This is a genomic window from Pseudoduganella aquatica (assembly GCF_020865585.1).
GTDB lineage: Bacteria > Pseudomonadota > Gammaproteobacteria > Burkholderiales > Burkholderiaceae_D > Rugamonas > Rugamonas aquatica_A.
This window is the reverse complement of record NZ_CP086370.1, coordinates 4,653,935-4,670,297: the sequence shown is the minus strand read 5'-3', so window position 1 is coordinate 4,670,297 and position 16,363 is coordinate 4,653,935. Positions and strand designations below refer to the sequence as shown.

Annotated in this window: 15 protein-coding genes; 4 read left to right on the top strand and 11 right to left on the bottom strand. The window is 65.7% G+C overall.

The genetic code is table 11. The features are described from left to right. Nucleotides 1-40: 40 nt before the first annotated feature. Entirely contained in the window at nt 41-898 is an 858-nt protein-coding gene (gene fghA / locus KT882_RS20840) for an S-formylglutathione hydrolase (protein ID WP_228893195.1), read from the bottom strand. A gap of 114 nt (nt 899-1,012) precedes the next feature. Here fghA and KT882_RS20835 point away from each other — a divergent pair, with 114 nt between their 5' ends. Together KT882_RS20835 and KT882_RS20830 are read left to right on the top strand one after the other, a co-directional pair. After that, nucleotides 1,013-2,200 carry a cation:proton antiporter gene (locus KT882_RS20835; RefSeq protein WP_161070649.1) on the top strand — a complete coding sequence of 396 codons (1,188 nt, stop codon included), beginning with the start codon at nt 1,013-1,015 and terminating at the stop codon, nt 2,198-2,200. Beyond that, the gene (locus tag KT882_RS20830) at nt 2,201-3,316 is read left to right on the top strand and encodes a YbdK family carboxylate-amine ligase (protein WP_161070650.1); all 1,116 of its coding nucleotides are present in this window, start codon (nt 2,201-2,203) and stop codon (nt 3,314-3,316) included. Nucleotides 3,317-3,442: 126 nt separating this feature from the next. On the opposite strand, the gene KT882_RS20825 is transcribed toward KT882_RS20830, so the two are convergent. The 9 genes from KT882_RS20825 to KT882_RS20785 form a co-directional block, all read right to left on the bottom strand. After that, nucleotides 3,443-4,399, bottom strand: coding sequence for a gamma-glutamyl-gamma-aminobutyrate hydrolase family protein (locus KT882_RS20825; protein ID WP_228893194.1), 957 nt, complete (start codon nt 4,397-4,399; stop codon nt 3,443-3,445). 69 nt (nt 4,400-4,468) lie between these two features. Further along, a complete protein-coding gene (locus KT882_RS20820; protein WP_161070651.1) occupies nt 4,469-5,170 on the bottom strand; it encodes an ABC transporter ATP-binding protein in 702 nt (233 codons plus the stop codon). Further along, nucleotides 5,163-5,888 carry an ABC transporter ATP-binding protein gene (locus KT882_RS20815; RefSeq protein WP_161070791.1) on the bottom strand — a complete coding sequence of 242 codons (726 nt, stop codon included), beginning with the start codon at nt 5,886-5,888 and terminating at the stop codon, nt 5,163-5,165. Before KT882_RS20815 ends, KT882_RS20820 begins: the two co-directional genes overlap by 8 nt. Before the next feature lie 4 nt (nt 5,889-5,892). Beyond that, nucleotides 5,893-6,849, bottom strand: coding sequence for a branched-chain amino acid ABC transporter permease (locus tag KT882_RS20810; protein ID WP_161070652.1), 957 nt, complete (start codon nt 6,847-6,849; stop codon nt 5,893-5,895). Next, complete coding sequence (locus KT882_RS20805) at nt 6,846-7,718, bottom strand: branched-chain amino acid ABC transporter permease (RefSeq protein ID WP_161070653.1); 873 nt, start codon at nt 7,716-7,718, stop codon at nt 6,846-6,848. Before KT882_RS20805 ends, KT882_RS20810 begins: the two co-directional genes overlap by 4 nt. An 18-nt stretch (nt 7,719-7,736) precedes the next feature. Beyond that, the gene (locus KT882_RS20800) at nt 7,737-8,900 is read right to left on the bottom strand and encodes an ABC transporter substrate-binding protein (RefSeq protein ID WP_161070654.1); all 1,164 of its coding nucleotides are present in this window, start codon (nt 8,898-8,900) and stop codon (nt 7,737-7,739) included. Then, the gene (locus KT882_RS20795; protein ID WP_228893193.1) at nt 8,897-10,510 is read right to left on the bottom strand and encodes a class I adenylate-forming enzyme family protein; all 1,614 of its coding nucleotides are present in this window, start codon (nt 10,508-10,510) and stop codon (nt 8,897-8,899) included. The genes KT882_RS20800 and KT882_RS20795 overlap by 4 nt, the downstream gene beginning before the upstream one ends. After that, nucleotides 10,510-11,664, bottom strand: coding sequence for an acyl-CoA dehydrogenase family protein (locus KT882_RS20790; protein WP_228893192.1), 1,155 nt, complete (start codon nt 11,662-11,664; stop codon nt 10,510-10,512). Before KT882_RS20790 ends, KT882_RS20795 begins: the two co-directional genes overlap by 1 nt. 94 nt (nt 11,665-11,758) lie before the next feature. Next, nucleotides 11,759-12,088, bottom strand: a complete 330-nt coding sequence (locus KT882_RS20785; protein ID WP_161070657.1) for a flagellar basal body protein — start codon at nt 12,086-12,088, stop codon at nt 11,759-11,761. Nucleotides 12,089-12,338: 250 nt separating this feature from the next. Here KT882_RS20785 and KT882_RS20780 point away from each other — a divergent pair, with 250 nt between their 5' ends. Then, the gene (locus tag KT882_RS20780; RefSeq protein ID WP_228893191.1) at nt 12,339-13,406 is read left to right on the top strand and encodes a dienelactone hydrolase family protein; all 1,068 of its coding nucleotides are present in this window, start codon (nt 12,339-12,341) and stop codon (nt 13,404-13,406) included. Here the strand turns inward: KT882_RS20780 and KT882_RS20775 are convergent. Continuing rightward, nucleotides 13,403-14,989, bottom strand: coding sequence for a S41 family peptidase (locus KT882_RS20775; protein ID WP_228893190.1), 1,587 nt, complete (start codon nt 14,987-14,989; stop codon nt 13,403-13,405). The genes KT882_RS20780 and KT882_RS20775 overlap by 4 nt on opposite strands. A gap of 312 nt (nt 14,990-15,301) precedes the next feature. Between KT882_RS20775 and KT882_RS20770 the strand changes: the two genes are divergently transcribed. Continuing rightward, nucleotides 15,302-16,315: an alpha/beta fold hydrolase gene (locus KT882_RS20770; RefSeq protein ID WP_228893189.1), complete on the top strand. Its 1,014-nt coding sequence runs from the start codon at nt 15,302-15,304 to the stop codon at nt 16,313-16,315. Nucleotides 16,316-16,363 lie beyond the last annotated feature (48 nt).

The window sequence follows — 16,363 nt, the reverse complement described above, 5'->3', positions numbered from 1 at the left end:
CTAATCCGCCCTACGCAGAGAGCAAGGATCGTAGGGCGGGTTAGGCGGAACGCCGTAACCCGCCAAGGTTCGCCGCGTGGAAGCGCAAATGATCCTCGATAAAGCTTGAAATGAAGTAGTAGCCGTGATCGTAGCCCGCATGCCGCCGCAGTTGCAGCGGCTGCGCGGCCTGCTTGCACGCCTCCTCGAACGCTTCCGGATACAGCTGCTCGGCCAGGAACTTGTCGCCCAGGCCCTGGTCTATCAATATGCCTTGCGGGAAGGGCGTGCTGGCTGCGGCCATCAGTTCGCTGGCGTCGTGCTTGCGCCATGCGGCCTCGTCCGCGCCCAGGTAGCCGCCGAACGCTTTCTTGCCCCACGGGCAGCGGGTCGGCGCGGCGATGGGCGCAAAGGCCGATACCGAACGGAACACGTCCGGCCGCTTCAGCGCCAACGTCAGCGCGCCGTGGCCGCCCATGGAGTGGCCGAAGATGCCCAGCCGCGCCGCGTCCACCGGCAGTTCCTGGGTCACCAGCCCGCGCAGCTCGTGCAGATAGCTTTCCATGCGGTAGTGCTTGCTCCACGGCGCTTTTGTTGCGTCGATGTAGAAACCGGCGCCGGCACCGAAGTCCCACGCATCCGTTTCGCCGGGCACGCCGGCGCCGCGCGGGCTGGTGTCCGGCGAGATCAATATCAGGCCCAGCTCGGCCGCCACGCGCTGGGCGCCGGCCTTGATGGGGAATGTTTCCTCAGTGCAGGTCAATCCTGCCAGGTAGAACAGCGCGGGTAGCGGCACGTCGTCCTTGCTTTCCGGAATGAAAACCGAAAATCGCATCGGCAGGCCTATTGTGGCGCTATCGTGCTTGTAAAAGCGCTGAACGCCGCCGAAGCAACTATGTTCGCTAATGAGTTCCAGCATGGGGATTCCTTCTCGTGCATTGGTCTGGCCATGATTCTAACCCGGGCTAGGGTGCGACGCGATTTAACGGAATGCAATAAACTGTGTACTGATTTTGCATTGGAGGAAATATTTATGCCGGATTTAGTAGTTATCACGGCCGAACTGGCCTGGCCTATTGCAATCGCCCTGGCCTGGCTGGCGGGGGAAATCATGCACCGCTGGTCCGGCGTACCGCGCATCAGTGTGTACGGCCTGGTCGGCTTCGCGGTGGCCCAAGCCTTCCCGGACCTGTACACCAGCGACAGCTCCAGCCCCGTCACCATACTCGCCAACGTGGCCTTCGGCCTTATCCTGTTCGAGTTCGGCTACCGCATCAATCTCAATTGGCTGCGCCTGAACCCGTGGATCGCCGTCACCGGCCTGGTCGAATCGGCTGCCACCTTCGGCGTGGTGTATGTCATCGGCAACCTGTCCGGCATGCCGCCGCTGACCTCGCTGCTGCTGGCCTCGCTGGCCATGTCCAGCTCGCCTGCCGGCGTGCTGCGCGTGATTAACGAGCAGAACAGCGCAGGCCAGGTCACCGAGCGGGTGCTGCACCTGGTTGCCATCAACTGCGTGCTGGCGGTCTTCGTCTTCAAGGTGGTGGTGGGCGTGTGGGTGTTCCAGACGTCCGGCAGCCTGGGGCAGGCCATTTCGCACAGCGCCATCGAGCTGCTGGCCTCGGCCGTGCTGGGCGCCGTGTTCGGGGTGGTGATCCCCGCGCTACTGCGCCAGCTCGGCCATGTGCAGCGCGACGGCACGGTGGCCTTTGCGCTGGCCGTGGTGCTGCTGGTGGCGATCACGCACGCGGCCAATCTGTCGCCGGTGCTGGCCACGCTGACCTTCGGTCTGATGGCGCGGCACCGCCGCATTTCCTTCAGCCGCACCGAGCGCAATTTTGGCGCCATCGGCGAGCTGCTGACGGTGCTGCTGTTCGTGTTCGCCGTCACCACGCTGGACTGGGAGCGCGTGGTGGCCGGCGCCGGCCTGGCCATCGTGCTGCTGCTGGCGCGCTTTGTCGTCAAGACCGTGGCGGTGGCCGTGTTCGCGCACCCGGGCGGGGTGACCTGGCGCAAGGGGGCGCTCACCGGGGTGGCGCTGGCGCCGATGTCGGTGTTCGTCATCCTGCTGCTGGAGCAGACCAAGAGCATGGGCATCGTGCTGGTCGACGAGCTGGCCGCGCTGGCCGCGATGACGCTGCTCATGGAAGTATTGGGCCCCATCTTCACGCAGTACGCGCTGGTATGGGCCAAGGAAACGCCGCAAGAGGAGGACGCATAAATGGCGCTTGAACAATTCAAAAATTCCCAGCCGCTCACCATGGGCGTGGAGCTGGAACTGCAGCTGATCAGCCATGCGGACTATGACCTCACCGCGTCCAGCCCCGACCTGCTGCACCTGCTGAACCGCAAGCCTTTTCCGGGCAATGTGACGCCCGAGATCACCGAGAGCATGATCGAGATTAACACCGACGTGCACACCAACCATACCGAGATGGTGGCGCAGCTGCAGCTGATCCGCGACACGCTGGTGCAGGCCTGCGAGAAGCTCAACATCGGCATCTGCGGCGGCGGCACGCACCCCTTCCAGAAATGGTCCGAGCGGCGCATCTTCTCCAAGCCGCGTTTCAAGGAAGTGTCGGCGCTGTATGGCTATCTGGCCAAGCAGTTCACCATTTTCGGCCAGCACGTGCACATCGGCTGTGCCAGCGGCGACGACGCGCTGTTCCTGCTGCATTCGCTGAGCCGCTACGTGCCGCACTTTATCGCGCTGTCGGCCTCGTCGCCGTTTGTGCAGGGCGGCGACACGCTGTTCAACTCCGCGCGCTTGAACTCCGTGTTCGCCTTCCCCATGAGCGGCCGCGCGCCCTTCACCTTGAGCTGGGACGACTTCGAGCACGGCTACTTCGCCAAGATGGAGCATACCGGCGTTATCAAGAGCATGAAGGACTTCTACTGGGATATCCGTCCCAAGCCGGAATACGGCACCATTGAGCTGCGCGTGTGCGACACGCCGCTGACGGTGGAGCGGGCGGCGGCGCTGGCGGTGTACCTGCAGGCGCTGTGCCGCTACCTGCTGGAGCGCCACGAGGCTGCGCCGGAGGAGGACGACTACCTGGTCTACAACTACAACCGCTTCCAGGCCTGCCGTTTCGGGCTGGACGGCACCATCGTGCATCCGAAGACCTATGAAAGCCTGTCGCTGCGCGAGGACATCCTGACCACGCTGCGCAAGATGGAGCCGCACGCGGAGGCGCTGGGCGGCAGCGCCGGCCTGGCGCACCTGGTGCAAGTGACGCATACCGGCAGCGACGCCCAGTACCTGCGCGACCAGTTCAGGGAAAGCGGCAGCGTGGAAGGCGTGGTGGACGCGGCGGTGAACCGCTTCCGGGGCTAAGGCACGGCGGGTTACGGCTGCGCCTAACCCGCCCTACGTTTTTTCGACACACGGATATTCGGTATCGCGTAGGGCGGGTTAGCGCAGCGTAACCCGCCGTCCCCGAGCCGCTACAAGCGCGGGTTGCTAAAAGCGGGTCTCGCGGGCCACGCGCAGGAAGTTGTCCAGTATCGGCGTGCAGTCCAGCAGTTCCACGCCGCCCGCGCGGTGGAACTCCGGGTGCCACTGCAGGCCCATGACAAAAGGCGCCTTGGTGTAGCGGATGGCCTCCACCATGCCGTCCGGGACCGAGCGCGCCTCCACCGTCATATCGCGGCCCAGGTTTTTTACCGCCTGGTGGTGGATGGAGTTGACCATCGCCTGGCCGCTGCGCATCTTCAGCATGCGGCCCAGCGAAGCGCCTTCAGGGAAGGCGATTTCGTGGCGGTGGCGGTCGTAGTCGTCATGCACGTGGGCCATGGCGTCCGGCACGTCGGAGGCGATATCCTGGTACAGCGTGCCGCCGAAGGCCACGTTGATCAGCTGGCAGCCACGGCAAATGCCCAGCACCGGTTTGCCCGCCTCCACGAATTCGTGCAGCAGCTCCAGCTCGTACATGTCGCGCGCGCGGTCGCCGCTCCATTCCGGCCGCGTGGGCGATTCCGCATAGCTTTGCGGCGACACGTCCGCGCCGCCTTGCAGCACCAGGCCGTCCAGGTGGCGCGCGTAGTCGCGCAGGCGGATATTCGATGGATGCAGCAGGCCGTCCGTGTTCACGGTCGGTATCATGAACACCAGCACGTCGCGCGACATGACCCACTGCGCGATGGACTCTTCGAGGTATTGCAGGTTCTTGCTGCGCAGGCCCTTGGCGCCGGCCTCCGGATGGAAGATGCGGGCCGACACGCCGATGTGCAGCGGGCGCTGGATGATGTGGCGCGTGGCCGCCGCCGCAATGCGCCGGTAGCGCGCCATGATGATGCGGCCCCACAGGCTGAACACCGTGTCGCCCGGGTCCAGGTAGCGCGGCGTTCCCATCTGGTCGCCGTGGCGGCGTTCATGGCGGCGCTCCTGGCGCCGCGGATCGTGATCTCCGGTACTCATGCAAACTCCCTTAGTGCGCAAGCATGGTTTTACCACACGCCGCCGTTACGGGTCGCCCGGCTGGCGGGCTCAGTGTTTGAAATAGAGTTCGTGCAAGCGCGCCAGCGTGACATTGGCCGCCGCCTCGGACAGCGCCACCTTCCCGCCTTGCAGCAGGTAGACATGGTCGGCAATCGCCAGCGCGCGCTCGGTGTTCTGCTCGACCAGGATAATGGTGCGGCCTTCGGCCTTGAGCCGCGCCAGGATCCCGAACAGCTCGTTCACCAGCAACGGCGCCAGGCCCAGCGAAGGCTCGTCCACGATCAAGATTTTCGGGTCGGACATCAGCCCGCGCGCCATCGCCAGCATCTGCGCCTCGCCGCCGGACAGCGATCCGGCCAGCTGCTTGCGCCGTTCGCGCAGGCGCGGAAACATCTCGTATGCGGCCTCCAGCCGCGCCGCCACGTGCGGGCGGTGCGCCTTGTTGAAGGCGCCCACGATCAGGTTTTCCGCAACGCTCATGTCGCGGAACACCATGCGGCCCTCGGGCACCATGGCCAGGCCACGGTCGGCCATGTCCCAGGTCGGCGTGCCGTCCAGGCGCTTGCCGTGCAGCGTGATTTCACCCTGCTTGAGCGGCAGCAGGCCCATGATGGCGCGCAGCAGCGTGGTCTTGCCCGCGCCGTTCTGGCCCACGATGGCGGTGAGCCGGCCCGGCTGCATGGCCAGCGACACGTCCCACAGCACGTTGATGGCGCCGTAGCCGGCGCGCACATTGCTCAGTTCAAGCATGGCCGTCCCCCGTACCTGCGCCGGTATAGCTCTTGATGACGGCCGGATCGCGGAACACCTCGTCCGGCGTGCCGTCGGCAATCAGCTCGCCGAAATTGAGCACGGCCACGCGCGGGCACAGGCTGCTGATGGTCTCGATATCGTGCTCGATGATGACGATGCCCACGCCGAAGCGCTGCTGCATCTCCTTGAGCATGCCCATGAAGCGCCGCTTGCCGCTGGTTTCCAGCCCGGCCAGCACTTCGTCCAGCAGCAGCAGGCGGGGATTGGTGGCCAGCGCCTTGGCTACCTCCAGCGCTTTCAGCTCGGTCAGCGCCAGGCTGGTGGCGGCGTCGCGCCGAGCCTTGCCGGCAAGGCTGGTGAAGTCCAGTATCTCGTCGATGCGCGCCATATCCACCTTGCCGGTGCCGAAGCGCTGCGCCACCACCAGGTTCTCGCGCACCGTCAGCTCGTGCATGGGCTGCGGAATCTGGAAGGTGCGGCCTATGCCCAGGTGCGCGCGCTTGTGCATGGGCGCGCGCATCACGTCGCGGCCGTCGAAGCGTATCGCCCCGGCGGTGGGCTTCACCAGGCCGGAGATGGCGTTGAACAGCGTGGTCTTGCCCGCGCCGTTGGGCCCCACCAGGCCAAGCACGCCGCTGCCGTCCATGCGCAGCGAGACCGCGTTGACGGCGGTGAGGCCGCCGAAGCGCACCGTGAGCCGGTCCAGTTCAAGCAGGGGATCAGGCGCGGCCACGTCTGCGCCTCCTTCCAAAGCCGCGCAGCAGCGGCATCAGGCCGTTGGGGCTGAGGATAATCATCAGCACCAGCAGCACGCCCAGCACCAGCTGGTGGCCGGTGGGCAGCAGTTCCTTGAACAGCAGCTGGTCCGCCAGCGACACGAACACGGCGCCCGCGATCGGCCCGGGAATGGTGCGGTAGCCGCCGAAAATCGCCGCCACGATGGGCAGCGTTACCCACAGGCCGTTGAAGGCGTAGTCCGGCTCCAGGAAGTTGATGGTGTGCGCGTTGAAGGCGCCCACCACGCCCGCCATGAAGGCGGACACCATCAGCATGGCCGCTTTCAGCAGCGTGCTGTTGACGCCCACCACGCGGGTGGCGTCCTCGCTGTCGTGCATGGCGCGCAGGGCCAGGCCGTAGTGGCTGGCGCGGATGGCGGCGTAGATGAAGGCGAAGGCCACCACGATGGTCAGGATGATGAGGTAGGCGCCGGCCTTGCCGCTGAAGTCGTAGCCCATCAGCGTGGGCAGTCCCGGAATATTGGCCAGCCCGCCCGCGCCGCGCGTGACCGAAGTCCATTCGGTGGCGATGATGCGGAATATGTGGGCGTAGGCGAGGATGGCCAGCGCGAAGTAGGGGCCGCGCAGGCGCAGCACCGGCAGCATGGCGATGGAGGCGGCCGCCGCGCCCGCGCCGCCCAGCAGCATGGCGGGCAGCACCGGCACGCCGAGCCGCATGCTGCACAGCGCGGACACATAGGCGCCCACGCCGAAAAAGGCGGAGTGGCCGAAGCTGATCATGCCGCCCAGGTTGCCCAGCAGCGCCCACGACAGCGCCACGCCGCCCGTCACCAGCGCGGCCACGATGGTGCTCATCACGTAGTTGTTGCCCGCCAGCGTAAGCGGCACCACGAGGTAGGCCAGTATCAGCGCGGACAGCACGCCGCTGTGTATCTTCATCCGCGCCTCCGGGCCGCGCCGAACAGGCCGTTGGGCATAACGAACAGCACCAGCAGGAATAGTGACATGCCCGCCAGTTCCTGCAGCGCGGAGCTGGCCAGCGTGACGGTGAGCGCCTCGCACACGCCAAGCAGGACGGCGCCCAGCAGCACGCCGGGAATCGAGCCCACGCCCGCCAGCACGGTGATGATGAAGGCCTTGACCGTGAGCGCGCTGCCGTAGGAAGGCTGGATCACGCCGTAGCTGAACAGCGCCACCCCCGCGAACGCGGCCAGGATGCCGGCGATGATGAAGGATACCAGTTCCACCTTGCCGGGATTGATGCCCATCAGCTTGGCCGCGTCGCGGTTGCTGGCCACGGCGCGCAGCGCGCGGCCGTACCAGCTGCGCGAAAGCCACCACCACAGCGCCGCCAGCAGCGCCAGGCTGACGCAGAAGAAGATGGCTTCGCTGCGCATGCTGTACAGCGGGCCGATGACCAGCGCTTCCTGCAGCCAGCTGGAGCTGGTGGTGCGGATGTCGGCCTTCCAGGTGATCAGGATGGCGTTGGTGAGGATGATGCCGATGCCGTAGGTGAGTATCAGCGAGTTGATCTCGCGGTCCTTGTTGATGCGCCTGACGGTCCAGTACACGCACACGGACGCCAGGCTGACCAGCACCAGCGCCACTGGAATGGCGAAAACGGGGCCCAGGCCCGCCTGCGATTCCACCGTGTAGGCGATGTAGGCGGCCAGCAGCACCAGCTCGCCGTGCGCGAGGTTGATGATCTTCATGGCGCCGAACACCAGCGCCAGGCCGAGCGCGATCAGCGCGTAGGAGCCGCCTTGCAGCAGGCCGGAATACAGCGCTTGCAGTATCAGTTCGGTCATCAGCTCAGCGTACCGCGCTTACCAGGGCACGGCCGGGTAGGCGATCTTGCCGGTGGCGCCGGCTTTCGGCCAGACGATGACAATCTTCTTGTCCTGGTGCTGGCCCATGCGGTGCACGAAGTTGGGGTTGTCGCCGTTGGCGGAGAACTGCACCTTGCCGATCAGCGTTTCGCGGCTGGTCTTGCGCATTTCCTCGGCGATGCCGCCGGTCTTCACGCTGCCCTTGTCGGCGGCGCGGGCGATGGCTTCGAACAGCAGCATGGACTGCACGTAGCCGAATTGGCCCAGGTAGTCCGGCTCTTTCTTGTACAGCTGCTTGTAGGTCTCGGAGAAGGCCTTGCCGTCCGCCGACTCAAATGTGGCGGGGTAGGGCAGCAGCGCGGTGCCGAACACATTGGGCATCAGGTCGGGGAACTCGGACGCCATCTTGGGCGTGGCCAGCGACCACACGCCCACCATGGCCTTCACGGCGGGCTTGAGCACGCGCGCGGCGCGCAGTATGCCCACGTAGTCGTTTTCGTAGCCGGACATCAGCACCAGCTCGGACTTGTCCTGCAGTTTGATCTTGTTGATGATGGGCTTGAAGTCGGTAATGGCCGGGTCGAAGGAGTGCGAAGCGGCCTTGATGCCTTTCGCTTCGAGCGCCTTCTGGATGTTCTTGGCCAGGTCGGACGTGGCTTCTTTGGTTGAGTAGATGATGGAGACCGATTTGGCGCCCACGTCGTCTATCAGTCCCAGCACGGCTTTCTCGTAGCCTGCGGTGTTATTGATGCGGAAAAAATTCTTGCGCCCGCTGGAGACCAGGCTGTCGTCCACGCCGCCGGAGGTGATGTAGACCAGGTTCAGTTTATTGGCCGCGTCGGACGCCGGAGCGATATTGTTGGAGCCGTAGCCTCCGGTGATGGCGACCACGCCCTGGCTGTGCAGCTTCTCCACGGCGGCGATGGCCTTGGCCGGGGCGGATTCGTCGTCCACGGTGATGATTTTGATCTTGTGCTTGCCGTTGGTACGGTTGAAGACTTCCGCCGCCACCATCACGCCTTCCTGCATGCCGGCGCCCACGCGCGCCAGGGAGCCGGTGAGCGGCAGTTCGGCGCCGACCAGGAATTCTTCGGCGCGCGCGCCGGCCAGTGCTGCGGACAACAGGGATGCCAGGGCGATTTTCTTGTACAGGCTATTCATTGTTTTGTCTCCTTGGTTTGGGCCGCTTGTTGGGCCAGCGTGCGCAGCTGGCTTTTTAATATCTTGCCGGTGGCGGCTGCCGGCAATGATGGCATGGGAATGATCTCGGCGGGGCATTTATAAGGCGCCAGCGCTGCGGCCAGGTGGGCGTGCAGTTCGCCCACCAGCACTTCCGGCTGGCCGGCGTGGCGCGGATCAAGCTCCACGTAGGCGATTACCTCCTCGTCGCCGCCAGCCACGGTGCGGCCGACCACCGCCGACTGCGCCACGGCGGGATGCGCGTTCAGCACCGTTTCCACTTCGAGCGGATAGACGTTGAAGCCGGAGCGGATGATCAGCTCCTTGCTGCGGCCGACGATGAAGAGCGCGCCGTCCGCGTCCTGGCGGGCGACGTCGCCGGTGTTGAGCCAGCCGTCCGCATCGATGGCGGCGGCGGTCAGCGCCGGTTCCTTGTAGTAGCCGAGCATGACGTTGGGCCCGCGCACCCACAGCTCGCCCGTGGCGTCCTGCGCCGGGACTATGCGGGTCTCCACGCCTGGAATGGCGTAGCCCACCGAGGTGTCGCCGCGCGGGGCGTCCAGGCGGGTCTGGCTGATGGTGGGCGAGCTTTCCGTCATGCCGTAGCCGTTGTGCAGCGGCTGGCCGAGCAGGGCTTCGGCCTGGCGCTTGAGCGCCGGGTCCAACGGCGAACCGCCGGCGTAGATGAAGCGCAGGCTGGCGCCCAGCGTCTCGCGTCTGGCTGCGCCATCCGCGCGCGCGCCGGGTTGGCCGAGTATTTCAAGCAGCCGCGCATACATGGCGGGCACGCCTTGCAGTATGGTGAGCTGGTCTTCACGCAGGGCGCCCAGCAGCGCGTCGGCGTTGAAGCGGGGCTGCAAGTGCAGGCAGGCGCCCGCGTACAGGGTGCCCAGCATGACGGAGGCCAGGCCGTAGACGTGCGAAATCGGCAGCACGCCGTAGGCGCGGTCGGCAGGCGTGAGGCCGCGCAGGGTGCTGGAGACGGCGGCCACGAACAGCAGGTTGCGGTGCGACAGCATCACGCCTTTGGACTGGCCGGTGGTGCCGGTGGTGTAGATCAGCGCCGCCGGCTGCCGCGCGCTGAAGTCCGCGCCGGCGGCCACAGGTTCCGGCTGCGCCGCTTCGTTCAGAGGGCCTATCATCCACTCGCCGAACAGCCAGGATTCCCGCTGCGCGCCATCGCGCTCGCCGTGCGCTGCCGCCTCCGGCGACGCCGCCGTTGCTGCTCCCGCCGCCGATCCGCAGCAATAAATTACGCGCCGCGCGCCGGAATGCTCGCGGAACTGGGCGATCTCCCGCGCCGACAAGCGGCTGTTCGCGTTCACGACCCACGCATCCATGCTGGCCGCCGCGAAGATCAGCGCGATCTGGGCGACGCAGTTCTCCGCCACCACCATCAGCCTGTCGCCCGGCCGCACGCCCAGTTCGCGCAGCCGCTGCGCAGTGGCATCCACCGCCGCCGCCAGTTCGCCGTAAGCCCAAACCCGCTCGCCTTCGCGCAGCGCCGGCGCATCCGGCGCGCGTTCTGCCCAGCGGCGCGGAATGTCGCTGATGCGTGGCGGCAGGCCGGCGAGGAGGGCGGAAATATCCATCAACCCTGCGCCGCCTTGATCATATTGCGCGCAATGACGATCTGCTGGATCTGCGAAGTGCCCTCGTATATGCGGAACAGGCGGACGTCGCGGTAGAAGCGCTCCGCCGCGTATTCGGAGATGTAGCCCGCCCCGCCATGTATCTGCACCGAGCGGTCCGCCACGCGTCCGCACATCTCGGATGCGAACAGCTTGCTGCACGAGGCCTCGGTGGAGATGTCCAACCCCTGGTCGCGCTTGCGCGCCGCGTCCAGCACCATGCAGCGGGCCGCGTACAGTTCCGCCTTGCTGTCGGCCAGCATGGCCTGGATCAGCTGGAAGTCCGCAATGGCGTGGCCGAACTGCTCGCGCTCCATGGCGTAGCGCAGCGCATCCTCCAGCATGCGCTCGGCCGCGCCCACGCACACGGCGGCAATGTGCAGCCGGCCCTTGTCCAGCACCTTCATGGCGGTCTTGAAGCCCACGCCTTCCTTGCCGCCGATCAGATTGGCGGCCGGCACGCGGCAGTTCTCGAAGATCACGTCGCAGGTATGCGCGCCGCGCTGGCCCATTTTCTTGTCGATCTTGCCCAGGCTGAGGCCCGGCGTGCCGCGCTCCACGATAAAGGCGGAAATGGCGCCCGCGCCCTTGCGCGTTGCATCCGTGCGCGCCATCACGGTGTAGATGCTGGCCTCGGGCGCGTTGGTGATATAGCGCTTGGTGCCGTTGAGGATGTAGTGGTCGCCGTCGCGCACGGCGGAGGTGCGCAGCGAGGCGGCGTCCGAGCCGGAGCCGGGTTCGGTCAGCGCGAAGGAGCCGATGATGTCGCCCGCCGCCAGCCGGGGCAGGTAGTGCTGCTTCTGCTCCTCTGTGCCGTCGATGACGATGCCCTGCGAGCCGATGCCGTTGTTGGTGCCGATCAGCGAGCGGAATGCGGGGGAAGCGTAGGCGATCTCGAACGCCACCAGCACTTCCTCCTCCATGGTCAGCTGCAAGCCGCCATAGGCTTCGGGGATGGACAGGCCGAACAGGCCCAGTTCGCGCATCTGCGCCACCACGGCGGGAGGAATCTGGTCGGTCTCGGCAACCTCCTGCTCCTGCGGCAGCAGCACTTCGCGCACAAAGCGGCGCACGCCGGCGAGCAGCAGGTTCAGGGTTTCTTCGTCGCGTATCATCGTGGTCCCGTGGGAGGGGTTGCCTGGGCGGGTATCGTATCGACCCGGTGGCTCCACTGTCAATTGTTTTACAGCGCGACGCTGCGGCGCGGCTTCAGGCCTGGATGTCGATCAGCGTGCCGATGCGCTGCTCGGCAGCCTGCACCACTTTGGCGTTCAGGTCGAAGCTGGCTTTGTAGACCAGGGAGTTGGTGATGTCGGAGGCGAGGCCGGTATCGGAAACCGCGCCTTCGGATGCGGCCAGTCCACGGCCTTGCGCGGACAGCGTCACGCCGGAGCCAGCTGGGCTGGCTTCCTGGAATTGGGCTTGCTGGGCCTGGTAGCCCTGCGTGCCCGTATTGGCAATGTTGTTGGCCGCGATACCCAGCGCCTGCTGGTTCGCGTTGAGGCCGGAAGCCCCGGCGCTCAGGGCGGATACACTCATGTTCTTTCCCTTCAGCAATAGCAGCCAGTGTAACCGCTTCGCCGTGGCCGTGCAATCGGATGTTGCTGAAAAAAAAGGCAGTGGTTTTGACGTTCTGGTATTGCCTTTGAAAAACTTGACCCGCAGAATTGTGATATTGCCCCGTTCTCTCATCAGGAGCCGCATCATCCGCGCCCTCGTCCATTCCTGCCGCTGCTTGTTCGCCGCCCTGGCACTCTGTGGCGTGTTTGCACCAGGCCACGCCGCCGCATTGCCAGTCTCGCAACTGAACGAGCAGGTGGTGATGATACCGGCCGGGCAGGGTGCTGCGCTGGAAACCACGCTGTTCAAGCCGGACGGCGACGGCCCCTTCCCGCTGCTGGTCATCAACCACGGCAAGGCGCCGGGCGACCCGAAACTGCAGCAGCGTGACCGCTTCGTCCACATGGCGCGCGCCTTCGTGCGGCGCGGCTACGCCGTGATGGTGCCGATGCGCGCCGGCTTTGCGCACTCCGGCGGCCGCTACATCGATCACGGCTGCGACATGGCCGCCAACGGCTACACCCAGGCCGCCGACGTGCGCGAGGCGATCCGCTACGCGCGCAGCCTGCCCTGGGTGGACGCGCAGCGCATCGTGGCGGCGGGCCAGTCCTATGGCGGCCTGGCGACGATGGCGCTGGCCACGCAGCAGATTCCCGGCCTGCGCGGCGTGATGAATTTCGCCGGCGGCCTGCGCGTGCACGGCGGCCCGTGCGACTGGCAGGAAGCGCTGGTGCGCGCCTTCGGCGAGTATGGCAAGCGCAGCAAGGTGTCCAGCCTGTGGATGTATGGCGCCAACGACTCCTACTTCGGCCCCGAGCTGGCCAGCCGCATGCACGGCGCTTATACGCGGGCGGGCGGCAGCGCCGAGCTGGTGGCCTTCGGTGCATTCAAGCGCGACGCGCACACCATGCTGGCCAGCCAGGACGGCGAGCAGGTCTGGCTGCCGCAGGCCGAGCGCTTCCTGGCGCGCATCGGCATGCCGGTGAAGGAAAAATTCGCGCTTCCGGCCAGCGAGCAGGCGCCCACCGAATACGCCGCCGTGGACGACGTGTCCGCGCTGCCTTACCTGGCCGTGCATGGACGCGAAGAATACCGCGCCTTTCTGCAGCGCCAGCTGCCGCGCGCCTTCGCGCTGTCTCCCAGCGGCGCCTGGGGCTGGGCCGAAGAGGGCGAAGACCCGCGCCGCAGCGCCCTTGCCGCCTGCCAGTCCAGGAGCCGTGAACCCTGCCAGCTCTATTCGGTGGACAATGCCGTCGTCTGGCCCGCCGCCACTTCCTCGGGCGGCACGGACCGCTAGTCCGCGCGCTGAATTTCCGTCATCGCTGCCTCCAGCACTTCGTCGCGGCCTGCGCGGATGCCTTCGATGGTGGGGATGACTTCAATGTCCGGGGTGATGCCCACGCGCTGCGTCGGGCGCTTATCGGGATGGAAGATGCCGATGCCGCTGATGAGGGAACGCAGTCCTCCCGGCATGCCAAAGGGCGAGGTGTTGCCGTCCGCGCCGGCCGTGGTGCTGCCGATAATCCGGGCGCGCGGGGAGGCGCGGAACGCCAGGGCGGTGTATTCGGACTGGCTTTGCGAAATCTCGTCGATCAAAATCATCACCTTGCCTGCGTAGTGCGTCTGTCCGGGGCGCAGCATGGCGCCCTGTTTCCAGTAGAAGGCGCCGGGGTTGTTGAGGTCGGGGAAGGTGAAGCGCACGAAATTGGTGGGGCGCTCGACCAGGTATTGGCCTAGCGCGAAGACGACAAACTCGGACGGGTAGTTGCGGATGTCGACCACCAGTCCCTTGGTACCGGCTGCCGCTTCCATATAGCGCGGAATGTCCGCCTGCTTGATGGACGAGAGTTTGAGGTAGGCTATGCCGCCGGACAGCATTTGGAAGGTGTCGCCCGCGCGGTCATGCGTCTTTGCGCGGCGGATCTCGGGCGTGCGGCTTGCCTGTACATCCAGCTCGCTGTCCGCCCTGCGTATCCGCAGACTGGCTGCGCCACAAGGGCCACGGTGCAGTTCCTGTGCGATGTCGCGCAGCCGCGTGGGCTCGTTGGATGCGGCATAGTAGGGGCGCCATGCCTGCACCAGCTTTGCTACGGGCGTGTTGTCTATGGCTGTGATGACGTCGCCGGGAAGGAGGCCGGAGGCCTTGCCCGCAGCCTCGTCCGTGTATCCCGCGACGACGGCGTCGCCGCCGAGGAAGCGCACATTCACCGGCAGCTTGCACTGCCCCAGCGGCGGGCGGACGTGGAGCGAGGTCCACAGGTTGCTATGCGTGTCGTTGAAGCGCGCGATGACGGCCATCATCTCCAGCTCGTAGGCCGGCCGGTCCTTGGCAAGAACCACTGTGGGAATGGACTGGCGCAGCACACCGTTCCAGTCCTCGCCGATGACATCGCGGTATGGCGCCCAGTATTCAATAATGTTCCAGAAGCGGAACAGTGCCAACAGCCTGAATCCCGCGTCCGGATAGCGCATGCCGTCGTACAGGGGCTCGTGCTTGAATACCGGGTTCTTGACCCCTTTACCCAATTCCAGAAAGAACTGCTGGCCGTTTGCGGGACGATTCCGGTAGATGCGCTTCAGGTCTGCCTGGAGTTCCCCGCCAAGCAGCTTGCCGTCATCCAGCCAGTCCAGCGCCGGGCGCAGATGCAGGTCTTCCGCAGGCAGTGTGGCGCAGGGATTGCACGGAATGATCTCGCCCAGGCTTGCAATCCATTTATGGAGCACCGTATTGGCCTCGGCCTGGTCCCGTGATGCGAGGATTGCGGGCGTCACGCGCAGCAGGTCGTAGTCCCAGTGCCGCTGGCCGGATGTGACTATCGGATGGTGATATTTCAGGAAGCCCCACACCTTGCCCAGCGTTGCCAGATTCTCGATCTGCATGTCCGAAAGAGCGGTGATCCTGATATCCGAGCCAGTGTCGAATGCATGGTCTGTGTCGTAGGCGGTCTGGCCGCTGTCCTGCGCGCATGCTGCCTGGCATGCAAATAGAAGGGTGAGGATGAGAATTCGCATGGGCCGGGAAGGGGGAAGTTGTCATTCAGTATATAGCGGCTGATCTAATACCTTTGTATCACTATGTATCCCCGTCGCCATCGGCCACAATGATGTACAAAAAGCAGCGTTGTCGTACACACAGCCGACACACGCCCGCCTTATTCTGACTGCTGTGCATATTTCAATTCGGAGATAGGAATGCAAGAGAACATCAGCCAACAGCGCCGCCGCTTGATCGGTTCCGCAGCAGTCGCCCTGGCAGCGAGCCAGTTCGGCATCATGGGCCTGGCGCGTGCGCAGGCGAAGCCGGCGTCGCCGTTCGGTGCGCTGAAGCAGATCGATGCGGGCCTGCTGAACGTGGGCTACGCGGACGTGGGACCTGCGGACGGCAAACCGGTGATCCTGCTGCACGGCTGGCCTTATGACATCCACGCTTTCTCCGAAGTGGCGCCCATCCTGGCTGCGGCCGGATACCGCGTCATTATTCCCCACCTGCGCGGCCACGGCACCACGCGCTTCCTGTCCAATGCCACCTTCCGCAACGCCCAGCAGTCGGTGGTGGCGCTCGACATCATCGCGCTGATGGACGCGCTCAAGATTCCACAGGCCGTGATCGGCGCCTTCGACTGGGGCGCGCGCACGGCCTGCATCATCGCGGCGCTGTGGCCCGAGCGCGTGAAGGGGCTGGTGTCGGTGAGCGGCTACCTGGTGACCAATATCGACACGCGCGCAGTGCCTTTGCCGCCGAAGGCCGAGCATGACTGGTGGTACCAGTACTACCTGGCCACGGACCGTGGCGCTGCGGGCTACGCCAAGAACACGCGCGACTTCGCCAAGTACATCTGGGAGACCGCCTCGCCCAAGTGGAAATTCGACGCGGCCACGCTGGACCGCAGCGCCGCGTCCTTTGCCAACCCTGACCATGTGGCCATCGTGCTGCACAACTACCGCTGGCGCCAGGGTGCGGCAGCGGGCGAAGCACAGTACGACGCGCTGGAAAAGCGCCTGGCGGCGGCTCCCGTCATCACCGTGCCCACCATCACGATGGAAGGCGACGCCAACGGCGCACCATTTCCGCCACCGGCCAGCTACCGCCAGAAGTTCACCGGCAAATACGAGCACCGCAACCTGAGCGGCGGCATCGGCCACAACCTCCCGCAGGAAGCGCCGCAGGCGTTCGCCCAGGCCATTCTCGACGTCGCCGCAATGTAACGAGGCAAGCCTGCTGGTATCATGGCCGCATATGCTGGCTGATTGATA

Coding starts and splice junctions, on each gene's coding strand:
- KT882_RS20795 (WP_228893193.1), bottom strand. CDS start 10,510: ATGGATATTTCCGCCCTCCTCGCCGGCCTGCCGCCACGCATCAGCGAC.
- KT882_RS20775 (WP_228893190.1), bottom strand. CDS start 14,989: ATGCAGATCGAGAATCTGGCAACGCTGGGCAAGGTGTGGGGCTTCCTG.
- KT882_RS20825 (WP_228893194.1), bottom strand. CDS start 4,399: ATGAGTACCGGAGATCACGATCCGCGGCGCCAGGAGCGCCGCCATGAA.
- KT882_RS20820 (WP_161070651.1), bottom strand. CDS start 5,170: ATGCTTGAACTGAGCAATGTGCGCGCCGGCTACGGCGCCATCAACGTG.
- KT882_RS20805 (WP_161070653.1), bottom strand. CDS start 7,718: ATGACCGAACTGATACTGCAAGCGCTGTATTCCGGCCTGCTGCAAGGC.
- KT882_RS20770 (WP_228893189.1), top strand. CDS start 15,302: ATGCAAGAGAACATCAGCCAACAGCGCCGCCGCTTGATCGGTTCCGCA.
- KT882_RS20835 (WP_161070649.1), top strand. CDS start 1,013: ATGCCGGATTTAGTAGTTATCACGGCCGAACTGGCCTGGCCTATTGCA.
- KT882_RS20785 (WP_161070657.1), bottom strand. CDS start 12,088: ATGAGTGTATCCGCCCTGAGCGCCGGGGCTTCCGGCCTCAACGCGAAC.
- KT882_RS20830 (WP_161070650.1), top strand. CDS start 2,201: ATGGCGCTTGAACAATTCAAAAATTCCCAGCCGCTCACCATGGGCGTG.
- KT882_RS20790 (WP_228893192.1), bottom strand. CDS start 11,664: ATGATACGCGACGAAGAAACCCTGAACCTGCTGCTCGCCGGCGTGCGC.
- KT882_RS20810 (WP_161070652.1), bottom strand. CDS start 6,849: ATGAAGATACACAGCGGCGTGCTGTCCGCGCTGATACTGGCCTACCTC.
- KT882_RS20800 (WP_161070654.1), bottom strand. CDS start 8,900: ATGAATAGCCTGTACAAGAAAATCGCCCTGGCATCCCTGTTGTCCGCA.
- fghA (WP_228893195.1), bottom strand. CDS start 898: ATGCTGGAACTCATTAGCGAACATAGTTGCTTCGGCGGCGTTCAGCGC.